The following is a 14,614-nucleotide window of genomic DNA, read 5'->3' as shown; positions in this document are numbered from 1 at the left end:
GATGTGTGCTGTTTTATGTCACTTCAAGGTTTTCGGACGGACGATATAGATATCGCATTTTGCATAACGGGAAATGTTTTCAGAAACACTCCCAATCATGATTCGTTCCATCGCATTCGTCCCGACTGCTCCGCAGACGATCAGACCCGCACCAACGCGTGGTGCGATGACCTTTGGAATCAGTGTTTTCGGAGAGCCGTTTTCGATGATCAGCTCAACTGTCTCGACACCTGCTTCTCGTGCCCGCTTTTCGTAACGATCGAGCAATTCTTGTGCATATTCGGTAACGTTTTGATCAATGAAACGTTTATTGGCACGTACGTTAGCAAACGTCTGAATATCGATGACATGGGCGATGACGAGTTTAGCATGATCAAGTTTGGCAAATTTCACTGCCTTCTCAAATGCTAAATCTGCTGTCTCTGATCCGTCGACTGCTACCAAAATCGTATGATATTGGCTCTCCATCAAAATTCATCCTTTCCGCACGACTCTCTTACAACATCCGATCATTTTCATTTTCAAGGGCACGGTTTTCGTGATCAAGTTTTCGTTCCGCTTCGATTCCCTCTGGCTCTGTTTCCAGAATACTTTTTGGTTCCGGCGCAGGACGAGAAGCCCCTGCTTCGTCTGCCAACAGGACATAATCGCCTTGTTGGACACGTAAGACGTGTTGCCGAATATCTGCCTCCGGCAATCCGAGTTCCGTAAAAGCGGTTTGAATTTCCTCAGCCGAAGCTGGTTTGCCTGTAAACCGCTCAAACAGCGTCCGTTTTCCAGAGACCAGTTGCGCCGCCGATTGCCCACGTAACATCGCCATATCGGTTTTGTCTTGCAACACGACATACAAATCTTCTTCTAGGTAACCCGCAAAATGTAGATCCTCAATTTTTCGAATCAAATCCGTCTCATTTTGATAGACACCAATCCATTGTTTTTTTCCCATGACACACGTCTCCCCCTTTTATAGCAACTATATGAGATATACCCCAAATTCATCTAAAACATGACTAGGATGAAGAAGACTTAGGTGAATGCTGTCGAAAAAGACGTTGACGTTTCTGAAAGACGTAATAACATAGGAGTAAAACACACATTATGCCAATTCCCGCTATGATTTGTTGCAAGAGAATGAGACGTTCGTTAAACAATAGTCCAGCTAAATACCAGATGAGTGCGAGACCAAATACCCAATCTGAATGGATTGCGATGAACAGGAGTCCACCGATAACAGCTAATGCGAGCGCAATCGTGCTCCATTGGGTTTCGGAAAGACTGAATAGAGAAGTGAACTGAAAATCCGACAAGATCCGAAATGGTAAAATCAATAGCATCGTACTGATCCAGGCAAGCAACACTGAAAATGGAGAGCGCATCCACGGCGAACGCCGGGGATGGTGTTGAATTTTCATATAGACTAAGCAAAGGCTGATGAAAGAAATCGTCGTCGAGACGAGTTCCCAAGGGGGGCCACTCATACTACTGATTCCAAGCGTCACGAGTGATAATGCAAGCCACCCTCCGATATCTTCAATCAGTTCTCGATCCGCAGGGAAGGCACGTACCGGTCGAATACACCAAATCAATAATGTCGTAAACACGACACCGGCAATGGCGTCAAAGAATGGTGCAGGAACAAGAGATAACTTAAGAATGGTCATCGGATGTTGCCAAACGACGCGTGCTAGCATTGCAAAGAGGAATGCTCCTACATTCATCAAGCGTAAAAATGTTAAATACTGCACTTCTCTTTTCACCTCCTCGTTCAGTCTGTTATTTAATTCCCGCTGTAGAAGTCTGAAAAACTAAAATGTCGCTTTGTTCTGTTGCCAAATTACGGTACGATGAAAGGAAAAGGAGGAACGAGAATGGACGCATTTTTACTACCCTATCAATACAATTTCATTCGGAATCAAGTCGAGCTGCTGCAACATCAATTCGCAGCCGTTCATGACCCCGATGTTCGTGATGCTGTTCGGTACAGTGCCGCTGAAAAGATATTTGATCTATTGCCAATACTTACACCGGAACAGGAAATCTTGCTGACGAACATTCGTGACGCTGAATCCGAACAGGATCTCCTCGCGTATTTAGCACATGTCGAACCGTTCGTCCAACCGTTTCCGAGTATTTCTGAATCACGGATCCGACAGCTCTTTAAAAAAACGAAAAAGTTACACATTCCGTCACTTCACTCCTTTGAGTGGACACACACGACGTTTTTAAGCTGGAACGATACCGGAAATCGGAAAAAATATTTCGTCTATCCCTTGAATGGTGAATGGATTGGCGTAGAAGGTACCTATCTACCATCGATTCAAAAAGGGATTTGTGCGATTTGTCATACGTATAGTGATATTACACTCGTAACTGTCACGACACGCCGTTCGACTGAACAGCATCAGACGATTGGTCATCATATGTGTATCGACAGCGATGCATGTAATCAAGCTGTGACGAATCCAGAAGTCATTGAAACGTTCTTAGCACGCACGCAAAAGAAATGATCGGCATCAAAAAAACACGTTCGTATGACTGATCCGATAAGGTTCGGTATACGAGCGTGTTTTTGAATGTGACGACGTTCATGTGTTCATTATCGCTGGATCATGCAAGCAAAATTGATTCTTCCCGCGACGTTTTGCCTCATACATCGCTAGGTCTGCTTGCTCGATCAAGTCCGATCGCGAGGCTGCATGCGCCGGATAGATTGCTCCACCGATGCTCGCTGTTACCGGAAGTGGAATGATACCATGGTGAAACGGCTGTCGGAACAAGGAAACGAGATGTTCCCCACACTGCACGACTTCTGCTTCTTGTTCAACGTCAAATAACAAGACGACGAACTCATCTCCACCTTGTCTTGAAATGACTGTATTGGGCGGCAATTTCTTTTGTAGACGTGTCGTGACATCGACGATGAGTTGATCTCCGACATGATGTCCATACGTATCGTTAATCTCTTTGAAGTGATCGATGTCAATAAAGAACAACCCAACCTGCCCGTCAGTCGCTTCCGCTCGGTACAAGGCGTCTTGGAACAGTCGCGCAAACAGATATCGATTCGGTAACCCTGTTAAGGCATCGTGATATGCCATGTGTCGCATCTCCTCCATGGCAGTTGCTAATGCTTCCGTTCGCTCTTCCACCTTCGCTTCGAGATTTTCGCGCAACCGTTGATTGTCAACAACAATCCGGATTTGACGGGAAATCAACAACGGAATCGCAATCATTAATCCAATCGTCAAACCGTTCCAACTAATCGTTTGTCGTGCCATCGTCACGAATAGAATCAATAAGAATAAGTAAGGAGTGATCAAACGTAAGACATCGATCCACCTCCGTGTAACGTCAAGAGGAACGAGAGATTCCTCAGCATCAAAGCGATACGCGGCAAGCCCGACAATCAGGACAGTCGCTAACCATAACGGATCGAGCCAACTCGAAGGAAATGGATAATCAAATCGTTCGAGTACCACGTATAATAGATCAGCGAGTAACTGAAAATGAAATGCGAGTAGAATCAATAATAACGAGCCGCCATTGCCACGCTTCATCAAACCAAAGAATAAGACAATCATTCCACCGAGCAACAATAAATCACCGATCGGATAGCGAAGCCATAAAAGCGTTTCGATCGTCAGCAAGGCATTTGCTTCTAAATAAGGCGTCACTAAGTAGTGCCACGAAAGAGATCCTGCAACGACTAAAATGATAAACTCATCGAACAAAAAGACCCGCAAATTGACTTCTTGTCGTCGATTACGCAGGAAATAACCGAAAGCAATGATATAGATCAAGATTTGAAGACTGAAGATCAAGTCGATCCAATCAAACGGTTCCGTTCGTGTACGTCCTTGCAGGAAGTATAGGAGCTGTCCACATTCGCCGATACCAAGCATCGCATTAGCGAATAATAATAGAAGAAATAAGCGGTAAGTAAAAGGGCGTCTTGCCTGGCGTCGCTGTGCCCGCCAAATCAAATAGAGGGAGATCGTTACACCACCGATCGTGAACAGGCTGTTAACGACTTGTCCAATTGCCGTTTCCGTGCCCATATACGTCACCCAGCCGATATGAAACAGTAACCAGCCTATAACGATTCCCAGCCATTTCTCATACATGACGATTCCCCCTTTCCTTTTTTAACCATAGTTCGTTTGTCCTATAGGTATATCGGTTCAGGATTGCTGTTTATTCACTCTTTTTTTATTTTATTGAAATCTTTTTTGACAAGATTACTCGTTTCAAACATAAGAAAAAACCGTGCTCGCACCTAGCGGATTGAACACGGTTTAACAGAAATACATCATGTTTTCTTTAACTAGAACGTCGATTCTCTTCTGTCGACTCGATCGATTCACTTAAACTGAGCGGTAAGACGATGATGAAGCGACTGCCTTTACCGACTTCAGATTCGACGTGGATGACGCCTTCATGTTCTTTGACGATTTCCTTACAAATCGATAAACCGAGTCCAGTTCCACCGATTCGACGTGTATCGGAATTATCGACACGATAGAATTTATCAAATAAGTGGGCAAATGCATGGTGAGGAATCCCAATTCCTTCATCTTTCACTTCAATGATGGCTTGATCATCTTTCGTATCGATCCAGACATCTACACGTCCGCCATCGGGAGAATACTTGATTGCATTGTTGATCAAGTTACTCATCAATTGTTTGATCCGGTCTTCATCTCCTAATATGAATGGACGATCCGGACTGAGCAATTGCAAATGAAGATCGTGTCGTTCACTTGAAGCGTCATACAGGGACATCACTTGTTCAGTTAGGCTGAGCAAATCAAGATGTGCCATTTGGTACAACTGTCCACCCGACTGCATCCGTTGAACGTCTAAGAAGTCCGTGACGAGGTTCGATAATCGTTCTGTCTCATTATGGATCGTCGCTAGATACTTCTGCTGTTTTGAGTCATCGATCTTTCGATTTAGCATCAACTCTGTAAAACCGTAAATCGATGAGAGCGGCGTTCGCAATTCATGTGACACAGTCGAGACAAGTTCTGTTTTTAGACGATCGGCTTCTGTTTCCCGGGTAATATCCCGTAAGACGAGAATGATTCCCTTCCATCCCCCGACGACATCAATGCGTTCCGCGTAGACTTCTAGATGCGCCGTATTGTTTCGAACATCAAATCGGACTTTGTCCGGTGAAATCTTACCGGAACGAATTAAATCCAGATACGTATTAAAGGCTTCAACATCATCCACCAACTGACGCATCACATCAATGACGTACTCACTCGAAGGTAACGTCCGATCTACTGTGAATTCCGTTTGAAGTTCTGGAATCAAGTCAAACAATGGACGGTTGACGTATAACTCTCCATTTCCATCCTCGAGATAAATGATCGCTTCTCGAATTGAGTCCAACACTTGCTCGGTCTTTTCTTTTTCCTGACGCATTCCTTCATAAGAACGCGTCCGTAGAAGTGAAAGCGTCATTTGTTGCGCAAACTCGCGAATATCCGTCAGCTGTTGTCCTTTATATGCAGATTTGTAGCGAACGAGATAGATGGCAGCAATCAATTCATGCGTTTCTGGATCTTGAACCGGAATCGTCACCTCATACGTACTAAAGGAATACGGATGCTCTTTTTCACGTGTAACGCGCTTCTCCGATTGAACGAATTCCATCTTGCGAACCGATCGATTGATGACGGACATCTCATCTTTCAGGAGATCTTTTAAATAGTCCATCGTCATGCCGTTTGTTGTTGCACCCATAAACTGCCCTTCTTCATAAAGCAATAGAGCACCGTACTCTGAAGAAGTGATATCGATCATCTTTTGAACGATTGCTGGATACGATTCGACAGTTTCGCGAACGGCAAGTGCCTCTGTTAGTTCACTACGTAATCGCAACTTTTCCTCATTCTTTTTCGTCGTTTGATACGCTTCTTCGAGTTCCTCTTGTTGCGCCTGTAACTCTTCTTGTTGCGCGAGCAATTCCTCACTTTGCGCTTGCAATTCTTCATTTTTACCTTGCATCGCATCCGTATGAGCATTCGTCGTCACGACCATCCGATTAAAGGAAGCACGTAATAATCCGATTTCGTCTGGACGTTTTTCTGTCGTCTTATCGATTTCAATTGGTTCCTTGCGAGCAAGTTTTTGATTATCGTCTACTAATCGTAACAACTGCCGCGTCATCCGGCGAAGGAACGGGTGAACGAATAAGAGAATGAATGCGACGAGCACAACGATACTTGAGATCCAAATCCATTGTGACTTCGCGACTTCACTCCGCAGTTCCCCGACAGCTGTTTCTTGTTGTTGGCTGAGATTCGTCCGGTATTCATCAAGTGCCGCAGATGCTTTTTCAATATCTGGCGTAATATCGATCGAACCGTCTGCAGTTGGCTTTAACTGTCCTTGTTCAACGAGTCGTTTCGCAATTGGTAAGGAAAATAGACTATCCCCCTGTAAAAAGTCTTCATTGATCCGATTCGCCTTTTTTTCATTGACGTAAGACTGGGTCAGCGGAAATAAGACGTCATAGTACAGTTCATATAAATTCGTCATTTGTGCCGCGAATTCTTCTTCTTCATCCGTTTTGGCGTTTCGCATGAACCAATCTGTCTCACTTTTGATATCTGTTCGGAGCGCTTGGATTTCATCAAACCGTTCCTGATTACCAAAAATGACGAATCCGCGTAAACCGAACTGAACCGTTTGCCAATTGTCCCATAAATCATTGGCTCGGCGATTTTGTTCACTGATTGTCTCGAGATTCTGTTTTGATGTTTCGATTCGTCCTTCCATGTAGTCATAGACAAAGAACGAAGTAATCGATACTACGATCAGTACCGCATAAAAAACAGTCAGCAACTGCCGACCGATTCGTCGCCGAATCCAATTCACCATGAATGTATCCTCCTCATCATTCGTTGAATGATGCTTTTTCATTTGTTTCTATAGATTTAATATAATAGAAACGCTTTCGAAGCAACAGCTAGGATATCCAAAAAAAGACCTTTTCTCGGAATGTACCCGAAAAAAGGTCTTTCTACCCTCTTACTTTTTCGCTTTCTTCACTGTCACAGACGTTACGGGACTGAGTTGTCCGCGCGTATTCTTAACGTAAACCGAAAGTTTCGCTTTTGCTTTTTGCTTCGGAATTTTGACGGAATAGTTTCCTTTAGAAGAAACCGTTCCTTTTCCGATGACTTTTTTCTTCGCATCTTTTACGTAGACGCTCAATTTCTTTTCAGCTGTTCCGGTTACTTTCGTTTGACCGGCATAGACCGATTTCACTTTTGGTGCAGTTGGCGCTGGCAAGACTTTTACGATCGTCGGTTTACTTGTTCGTTTTGCAATATCCGTCACCGTAACGATCAAGCTTGAACCACCCACTTGCTTTGGTAACTTCGCGCTGAACTTACCTTTTGCATCGACTTTCGCTGTTGCAATTTTCTTTTGTTTCGCATCTTTGACTGTAATCGTACCACCCGCAAGAGCTGTACCTGTCATTTTTGTCGCACCGGCAAGAATCGCATTCACTTTTGGTGCTTTTGGTGCTTTTCCAGGAAGGACTTCTGTCCGTTCCGATGTGACGTCTAATCCATTTGCATAGCGAACAGTCAGAACTGTTTTTTGGTTTTGACGCGGAATCTTGACGCTGTATTTTCCTGCTTGTGCTGTTGTTGCAGCTAACTTTTTATTCGTTGTTGTTTCTTTGCCATTCTTATCTTTTGTTACGACAGCTGCCCACACTTCAACTTTCGTCCCTGTCTTAACTGTTCCAGAAACAACTAGTTGGTTATCGTAGACATCATTGACGTTCCCGTTCAAGTTCAACTGGGAGATCGCACGTGGAATACTGACTTTCCCGTAGCCAGCGACTGGACTGACGTAAGCTGGGAATTCAGGCTCGATTTTCTCACCATCTTCGTCCTCATCTTCAAATTCATACCAGTCATTCAGATTTTCAAACGCAAGCGGTTCTGCACTCTTGCGCAAGATTTGTTCGATTTGCGCTGGTGTCAGTTTCGAATTTAGTGATTTCAAGATACCCGCTACTGCGGCAACATGTGGCGAAGCCATACTTGTTCCATCCATGTACACCGTGTTACCGTCTGGAATCAAACTAGCCACTTTTGATCCTGGCGCTACGACATCAAGTCCAACACCATAGTTTGAATAATCCGCGACCATTCCGAGAGGGTTCGTCGCTCCGACAGAAATCGCGTATTCCGAGTTCGCTGGGTAACCGACCATCATGTCGTAGTCATTTCCTGAAGCAGCTACGACCGTAACACCATGATCTGCTGCATATTTCATCATATAAGCCATCGTCCGGCTCTCACCGCCACCAAGACTCATATTGATGACTTTTGCGCCGTGATCAACTGCATATTTAATCCCGAGTGCGATGGCGTCTGTTTCCCCTTCACCGTTCGCATTCAAGACTTTAACCGGCAGGATTTGTGCCGATTGATGGATTCCCTGGATACCGTAATCATTGTTCATCGTTGCTGCGATGACGCCTGCCACGTGTGTTCCGTGACCGTTGTCATCAATTGCGTCCCCGTCTCCATTAACAGAAACATAGTTCTTTTCATTTGCGATATCAACTTTGCCTTGTAAGTCCTTCAAACGATAATCAACACCTGTATCGATGACCGCAATCTTCACAGGCGCTAATTTTTTCGTTCCGAAACGTTGTTGGAACGCTTCAAAACCGATTCCAACGTTATCGAATTGCTCAAAGACAGTCTTTTTGTTGACGGCCCATTGATAATCAAAGTTGATATCCTTCGTCGCCCGGTACGTCTGAATCTTTTCAACGTACTCGACCGCTGACGAACGGTTGAGTGATTGTTTTAATGCTGCCGCTGATTGTCCTTTGACCGTCGGATCTTCCGTTACGATGACGAAGTCTCCCGCATTGCCAAGGGATAAACGTTCTACATCATTTGCCTGAACGCCCGCAATCTTCATCGAACGGTTCATCTTACCTGGTTTTAGTTTGACGATGTAACGTGTTGCTTCTTTTGATTGGATACTCATACCCATTGACTGGAATGTTTCGCTTAACGAACTACCACTTAATTTCGAGATATCCATTTTATTTGCATATCCATCAATCTCTTCAGCGATCACAGTAGGTGACGCTTCACGTGATAATTTGTAAAGACGATCGACAGCTTGTTGATCAGCTTTCGTCAACGTGTATGACGTTCCACGCACGAGTGCATCCATCGCTGGTTTCAATGTTTTTAAATCTTCGTATGCTTGTTGACGCTTATCTTTGTTAAATAAAAGTGTTTTGACGACATAAGGCGATGCTTTGTAGTAAAGCGATGTCAAAACGCGTCCAGCATCCGATTGGCTCAATACTTGTTTTTGAATCGAGTGCATGAGCGCAAGCATCGGTTTTTCTTCTTTTGTTTGTTTGAGCGCTTCTTCTGCCATACAGCTGATATCATTGATCGGTTCATACTCAACCGGCAATTTGACGTTGTTATACGTTAGTTTAGCGTGCGCTGCTTTTGTCGTCTTCCCTTCTTCGATGTTCGGGTAATATTCTACTTTGACATAATACGGTCCATCCCATGCGTATGGAACAGCTAGTTTTGTCGGTGTTTTTTCATTTGGCTCTGCTTCTGTCCGGTAACGATCAAACGTATCGTCTTCTGCAGCCATCGCTTCGCTTGGATAAGCTGTTACTTGAACAGGTTGATCCGTGTCGATTGATAACTCGAAGTGAGAGGCAGTTTTTTCTACACCCGCTTCATGATTGACGCGGTACCAATATGTATTTTTTTCTTCCGTTCCTGTTTCAAGCGTCGTCTCTTGACCTGCTTTCAAAAGCGTTGCTTTAGCAAGGGCAGTCTCCGCCTTTGCTGTCGTAGGTCCTACTCCAAGCGTCAAAATCAGACAGCTCAGCATGACCCAAATCATCAGTTTCTTCACAGATGTTCCTCCTTCAAAATGGACGTACTTTATCTTGATTATAAACAGGATATGGATAAAATGGATATTTATTTTATGGATGTATCTTACAATTTTGAAAGGAAAGGCACTCAATGCTCACACGCATTGAATGCCTTTTAATGATTATTTAAAATCTGCTACATATTCGCTGTATCCTTCTTGTTTCAATTCCTCTTTCGGAATGAAACGTAAAGCAGCCGAGTTCATACAATATCGAAGTCCGGTCGGTTTTGGACCATCCGAGAAGACGTGTCCGAGGTGTGCATTCCCATGTCGGCTCCGAACTTCCATCCGTTTCATCCCGATCGAGAAATCCCTTTTCTCAATGATATTCCCCGGCTCAAGTGGTTTTGTAAAACTTGGCCATCCTGTCTTCGAGTCATATTTATCATTTGATGAAAACAGTGGTTCACCAGAAATGAGGTCAACGTAGATCCCGTCTGCCTTTAAGTCATGATACGGATTATCAAATGCCGGCTCCGTCCCGTCTTCTTGTGTCACCTCGTACTGGATTGCGGTTAGTTTCTTTTTAATTTCTGCGTCTGATAATTTTGGATACGTTGGAAGGTTAAGTTTTGGTTGATCGTTCCAGTAGCGATTGATAAAGTCATCGCGTCCAGAAGCTGCCCGATAAAACTTATATTTTTTCTCATTCGTTAAATAATAATCCTGATGGTATGCCTCCGCTTCGTAAAAAGGACCTGCTGCAATCAGCGGTGTGACGATTTTTTCATCAAAAACCTGTTGTTTCTCTAAATCCTGTTTCGATTGCGTTGCAATTTCTTTTTGTTTTTCATTCGTGTAGAAAATCGCTGTCGTGTACGATTCCCCTTGGTCAACGAACTGACCGTTTGCATCCGTCGGGTCAATCTGACGCCAGTAGACATCGAGTAATTGTTTATATGAGATGACGTTTGGATCAAACGTGATTAACACCGCTTCCCGATGCCCTGTCGTCTCCACCGATACTTGATTGTATGTCGGATTTTTAACATCACCGCCCGTGTAACCGGAAATGACCGATTTAACTCCTTTTAACTCCTCAAACGGTGGCTCCATACACCAGAAGCATCCTCCAGCTAAGATCGCCGTCTCTTCCGGTTGATAACTCAATTCCTTACTACCACTTGATTTTGCCTGCTGTTGCTGGAACACGAAGTATCCCCCGACCATGACGACGATGAGACCAATGACGGATAAAACTGTCCACATTCGTTTCTTCATCTTCCTTCGCCTCCTTTATTTAGCTTACGTCGCGCGACGTTTATTGGATGTTATTTTATTTAACTGTAACGCGCTGATGCTGGCTTGTCGTAGCATGTGCTCAAAAGAAGAACCTTCAACAATATGAAAAGTGATTATGTTTTTACCCACAAAAAAAGAGCCTTATATCGGCTCTTTTCAACATTAACCTTTTTGAATCCAGAATTTGAGGACGCTTGCTTCTTCTTCATGTTTGACGAGTTCATGACCACCTGATGTCGCCCACGCCTGAAGATCGTTTTTTGCCCCTTTATCCGTTGCATGGACTTCAAGGATTTGACCTGATTCGAGTCCAGCGATGGCTTTTTTTGTTTTTACGATTGGCAGCGGACAAGCAAGTCCTTTTGCGTCGAGTACTAGTTCTGATTTCATGTTGTATTCCTCCTGAATGATTTGATGTTCGTTATGCATTGGCTTAGCGTACCGCACAGCGGTTCGGTCCGACTTCCATTTCCCGTTGTGTTTCAAGATCGGGTGTCTGTTTCCCCATGTTTGTTTCACGGATATCTTGATACGCGTTCGGTTGTGGCGGCAGGTTCTCTGTGACCATTTTCCGGAATGTTGCTTCATCGTCGATGTTGAGACCATGATTGTTCGCAAGCAAGATGCTTAATTTTTCCGCTACACTACCATCCGTGTTCAATTCTTCAATGATCATGAAATGTGCCGGTAAGACGATGAGTTCTGGTGAAAGATCACGATACGTGTTGTAGAGCGAATCGCGTAAGTCGCCGACCCAGTCTTCCGCGAGACCGGCTAAATCCGGACGACCAATCGAGTCGATGAACAAGATATCACCCGTCAATAAATAACGCTGATCGACGATGAATGAAGTCGATCCAATCGTATGTCCTGGGGAATAAAGAGCGCGTACTTCAATCGCTGTATCCCCCACTTGAACCGTACTACCGTCTTCAAGTGGTGCATAATCGAATGTGACATCCGTCGCATCTTTTGGCGGCAACCAGTATGTCGCGCCTGTTTTTTCGGCGATGTCGCGTCCTCCAGATATATGATCCGCATGAAGGTGTGTATCAAACACATGCTTAATCGTGACGTTGCGGGATGCTGCATAATCCAGATACACATCCGTCATTCGTGTCGCATCGATAAGAACAGCCTCTCCTTCTGAGATGACCATATACGAGAGACACCCTTTACCGATTCGAACGAACTGGATGACTTCCCCTTGATCGGCTCCCGTGTTGTTTAACGTTCCGAGTGAAATCGGTTCGAGATGTTCACTCCATGCTTTCATGCCGCCTGACAAATATGATACGTCTCGCCCTGCTTCTTCTAGCATATCGGCGACGAAAATCGATGAACCTTCTTTTGCGCAAACGACGAGAACATCCTGATCCGTCGGAAGCTGATCGAGAATCTCCTCGACACCATCCAACAATTCAAAATAAGGAATGTTGAGGTACTTGAAGTTCTCTCCTTCGATTTTCCAATCTTGAAACGCATCCTCATTCCGGACATCTAAGATGAACAGAGACTCACGTCCAATGATTTTTTTCGTAACTTGTGCGGCTGTCATTGCTTGTGCCATATCTACTAATTCCTCCTCTGCTTTACGCTTTTGAATTATTTCGCTGAAACGAGTGTTGTCGTCTCAAATGCCCATTCCTGCATACCCGGTACGACATTGTAGACCGTGTAGCCCTTGTCACTGAGCTGTCGGCATGCCATATCACTTCGACTGCCTGTCCGGCAGATGACATAAATCGTCTGATTCGAATCCAGTTCCGTACACCGTGCCTCAAGTTCGCCTAACGGAATATTGATCGCTCCCGGTACGTGGGCGAAGGCATATTCTGCTTGTTCCCGAACATCGAGTACCGTGATTGAGTCGTCTTGACGTGCTGCTTCAACTTTTGCGTTGTCGACGATTTGGTCGAATGCTGCTGGTTCCGTGACATCACCTGTTGATTTCCGAACGTAATGACGGAGCACTTCGCCTTCTTCAATCGTGCCTAAATAATGATTGCCGGTGCTGTTTGCCCAGGCACGGAGATCTGCAGTTGATCCTTTATCCGTCGCCTGGACTTCGATGACTTGTCCTGGTTCTAACGTCTTGATCGTTTTTTTCGTCCGAACGATCGGCATCGGACAAGCGAGACCTTTGGCGTCCAATACGATATCTGATTTAATCCTAGTCATACAATTCGCTCCTTTACGGTGTGGGGTATTATTTCGTTTCGCCTTCGTACGACATCATGCCGCCATCCATGTTCGTCACGTCATATCCTTGTCCTTCGAGATATGTCGTTGCGCGACCACTGCGTGCACCAGAACGGCATACCATGACATACTCTTTTTTCTTGTCGAGTTCGTTCATCTTGAATTCGATCAATCCGAGTGGAATGTGGATCGCTCCCGGAATCATTCCTTCTTTGACTTCATCGACTTCCCGGACATCAATGACGTTCAGTTGTTCACCACGTTCAATTTTTTCCTGTACTTCTGTTGCTGTCATGCGTTTCATGTTCAATTCCTCCTCTTGATTCGATTTAGCGCCAGGCATTCATTCCGCCACAGACTTCCGTGACATTTGAATAACCGGCTTTTTTTAGTACTTTGACGGCTTGTTTGCTTCGCATCCCGCTTTGACAGATGACGAGCACTTCTTTGTCTTGCGGGATTTGATTCAGTTGACTGTTTAACGTTTGTAACGGAATGTTCTTAAATCCTTTGATGTGATTGCCCTTGAATTCTGATGCTGTCCGAACATCGAGATAAAATCGCTTCCGGTCGTTTAACAACGGCTTCAGTTCCGTTGTCGATACTTGCTTGACGCCTTTCGTTGGTACAAACATCTTATAAGCGAGATAGCCGACGATGAGCAACAAGATCATCGATAGTACATCCATGCGTCATTCCTCCTTCAGATCATTAGATGAATAGATTGACGTTTCCGTTCTCCGCATCAGCGAGATAGGCGGCAACTCCTGCATACTCAATGCCGTCGTGCAATTCTTCCTGTTTTAAGCCGAGCAGATCCATCGTCATCGTACAAGCGACGAGTTTGACGTCCTGTTCTTTTGCTAATTCGATCAAGTCCGGAAGTGGCATCGCATTGTGCTTCTTCATGACGTTTTTAATCATTTTTTGACCGGCACCACCGAAGTTCATTTTCGAGAGTGGCATCTTATCAGCACCGCGTGGCATGAACTTACCGAACATCTTCTCAAGGAATGTTTTATCCGGCTGGATCGGTTCATCCTTACGCATCGCGTTCAAACCCCAGAAGGTATGAAAAATCGTGACTTCGTGATCGTATGCGGCTGCACCGTTGGCAATGATATAAGCTGCCATGACTTTGTCGTACTCTCCACTAAATAAAACGATGGTTGTTTTTTTCGTATCTGACATGAACGTAATCCCT

At 44.6% G+C, this 14,614-nt stretch carries 14 protein-coding genes; 1 reads left to right on the top strand and 13 read right to left on the bottom strand.

Features of this window, described 5'->3' with window-relative positions; all coding sequences use genetic code 11:
* Positions 1-18 precede the first annotated feature (18 nt).
* The 3 genes from B3M90_RS06315 to B3M90_RS06305 all read right to left on the bottom strand — a co-directional run bounded on the left by B3M90_RS06315 (position 19) and on the right by B3M90_RS06305 (position 1,745).
* Positions 19-468 (bottom strand): universal stress protein, encoded by a 450-nt coding sequence (locus B3M90_RS06315; RefSeq protein WP_214729837.1) that lies wholly within the window; start codon positions 466-468, stop codon positions 19-21.
* 28 nt (positions 469-496) lie between these two features.
* Complete coding sequence (locus tag B3M90_RS06310) at positions 497-946, bottom strand: general stress protein (RefSeq protein WP_214856095.1); 450 nt, start codon at positions 944-946, stop codon at positions 497-499.
* Positions 947-1,010: 64 nt separating this feature from the next.
* The gene (locus B3M90_RS06305) at positions 1,011-1,745 is read right to left on the bottom strand and encodes a hypothetical protein (RefSeq protein WP_214856096.1); all 735 of its coding nucleotides are present in this window, start codon (positions 1,743-1,745) and stop codon (positions 1,011-1,013) included.
* A gap of 123 nt (positions 1,746-1,868) precedes the next feature.
* On the opposite strand from B3M90_RS06305, the gene B3M90_RS06300 reads away from it, so the two are divergent.
* Positions 1,869-2,507: a FusB/FusC family EF-G-binding protein gene (locus B3M90_RS06300; protein WP_214748485.1), complete on the top strand. Its 639-nt coding sequence runs from the start codon at positions 1,869-1,871 to the stop codon at positions 2,505-2,507.
* Positions 2,508-2,585: 78 nt separating this feature from the next.
* Here the strand turns inward: B3M90_RS06300 and B3M90_RS06295 are convergent, their stop codons facing one another.
* The 10 genes from B3M90_RS06295 to B3M90_RS06250 form a co-directional block, all read right to left on the bottom strand.
* Positions 2,586-4,124 carry a GGDEF domain-containing protein gene (locus tag B3M90_RS06295; RefSeq protein WP_214856097.1) on the bottom strand — a complete coding sequence of 513 codons (1,539 nt, stop codon included), beginning with the start codon at positions 4,122-4,124 and terminating at the stop codon, positions 2,586-2,588.
* Between the two features lie 196 nt (positions 4,125-4,320).
* Positions 4,321-6,891: a HAMP domain-containing sensor histidine kinase gene (locus B3M90_RS06290; protein WP_290783040.1), complete on the bottom strand. Its 2,571-nt coding sequence runs from the start codon at positions 6,889-6,891 to the stop codon at positions 4,321-4,323.
* A gap of 150 nt (positions 6,892-7,041) precedes the next feature.
* A complete protein-coding gene (locus B3M90_RS06285; RefSeq protein WP_290783038.1) occupies positions 7,042-9,942 on the bottom strand; it encodes a S8 family peptidase in 2,901 nt (966 codons plus the stop codon).
* 144 nt (positions 9,943-10,086) lie between these two features.
* On the bottom strand, positions 10,087-11,187 hold the full coding sequence (msrB, locus tag B3M90_RS06280) for a peptide-methionine (R)-S-oxide reductase MsrB (protein ID WP_290783036.1): 1,101 nt from the start codon (positions 11,185-11,187) through the stop codon (positions 10,087-10,089).
* 183 nt (positions 11,188-11,370) lie between these two features.
* The gene (locus B3M90_RS06275) at positions 11,371-11,598 is read right to left on the bottom strand and encodes a sulfurtransferase TusA family protein (RefSeq protein WP_214856102.1); all 228 of its coding nucleotides are present in this window, start codon (positions 11,596-11,598) and stop codon (positions 11,371-11,373) included.
* A gap of 43 nt (positions 11,599-11,641) precedes the next feature.
* Complete coding sequence (locus tag B3M90_RS06270; protein WP_290783034.1) at positions 11,642-12,778, bottom strand: MBL fold metallo-hydrolase; 1,137 nt, start codon at positions 12,776-12,778, stop codon at positions 11,642-11,644.
* Between the two features lie 35 nt (positions 12,779-12,813).
* Positions 12,814-13,389 (bottom strand): sulfurtransferase TusA family protein, encoded by a 576-nt coding sequence (locus tag B3M90_RS06265; RefSeq protein ID WP_290783032.1) that lies wholly within the window; start codon positions 13,387-13,389, stop codon positions 12,814-12,816.
* Positions 13,390-13,417: 28 nt separating this feature from the next.
* A complete protein-coding gene (locus B3M90_RS06260; RefSeq protein WP_023466941.1) occupies positions 13,418-13,714 on the bottom strand; it encodes a rhodanese-like domain-containing protein in 297 nt (98 codons plus the stop codon).
* A gap of 25 nt (positions 13,715-13,739) precedes the next feature.
* Positions 13,740-14,099, bottom strand: a complete 360-nt coding sequence (locus B3M90_RS06255) for a rhodanese-like domain-containing protein (protein ID WP_290783030.1) — start codon at positions 14,097-14,099, stop codon at positions 13,740-13,742.
* Positions 14,100-14,121: 22 nt separating this feature from the next.
* Positions 14,122-14,601: a DsrE/DsrF/DrsH-like family protein gene (locus B3M90_RS06250; RefSeq protein WP_023466937.1), complete on the bottom strand. Its 480-nt coding sequence runs from the start codon at positions 14,599-14,601 to the stop codon at positions 14,122-14,124.
* Between the last annotated feature and the right edge of the window lie 13 nt (positions 14,602-14,614).

It is taken from the genome of Exiguobacterium sp. UBA6309 (assembly GCF_002439205.1).
Lineage (GTDB): Bacteria > Bacillota > Bacilli > Exiguobacteriales > Exiguobacteriaceae > Exiguobacterium_A.
This window is presented reverse-complemented; position numbering and strand designations above follow the sequence as displayed.

Excerpts from the sequence above, each read along its gene's own strand:
- B3M90_RS06295 (WP_214856097.1), bottom strand. The coding sequence starts at position 4,124 with ATGTATGAGAAATGGCTGGGAATCGTTATAGGCTGGTTACTGTTTCAT.
- B3M90_RS06310 (WP_214856095.1), bottom strand. The coding sequence starts at position 946 with ATGGGAAAAAAACAATGGATTGGTGTCTATCAAAATGAGACGGATTTG.
- B3M90_RS06260 (WP_023466941.1), bottom strand. The coding sequence starts at position 13,714 with ATGAAACGCATGACAGCAACAGAAGTACAGGAAAAAATTGAACGTGGT.
- B3M90_RS06275 (WP_214856102.1), bottom strand. The coding sequence starts at position 11,598 with ATGAAATCAGAACTAGTACTCGACGCAAAAGGACTTGCTTGTCCGCTG.
- B3M90_RS06265 (WP_290783032.1), bottom strand. The coding sequence starts at position 13,389 with ATGACTAGGATTAAATCAGATATCGTATTGGACGCCAAAGGTCTCGCT.
- B3M90_RS06290 (WP_290783040.1), bottom strand. The coding sequence starts at position 6,891 with ATGGTGAATTGGATTCGGCGACGAATCGGTCGGCAGTTGCTGACTGTT.
- msrB (WP_290783036.1), bottom strand. The coding sequence starts at position 11,187 with ATGAAGAAACGAATGTGGACAGTTTTATCCGTCATTGGTCTCATCGTC.
- B3M90_RS06250 (WP_023466937.1), bottom strand. The coding sequence starts at position 14,601 with ATGTCAGATACGAAAAAAACAACCATCGTTTTATTTAGTGGAGAGTAC.
- B3M90_RS06315 (WP_214729837.1), bottom strand. The coding sequence starts at position 468 with ATGGAGAGCCAATATCATACGATTTTGGTAGCAGTCGACGGATCAGAG.
- B3M90_RS06300 (WP_214748485.1), top strand. The coding sequence starts at position 1,869 with ATGGACGCATTTTTACTACCCTATCAATACAATTTCATTCGGAATCAA.
- B3M90_RS06270 (WP_290783034.1), bottom strand. The coding sequence starts at position 12,778 with ATGGCACAAGCAATGACAGCCGCACAAGTTACGAAAAAAATCATTGGA.
- B3M90_RS06255 (WP_290783030.1), bottom strand. The coding sequence starts at position 14,099 with ATGGATGTACTATCGATGATCTTGTTGCTCATCGTCGGCTATCTCGCT.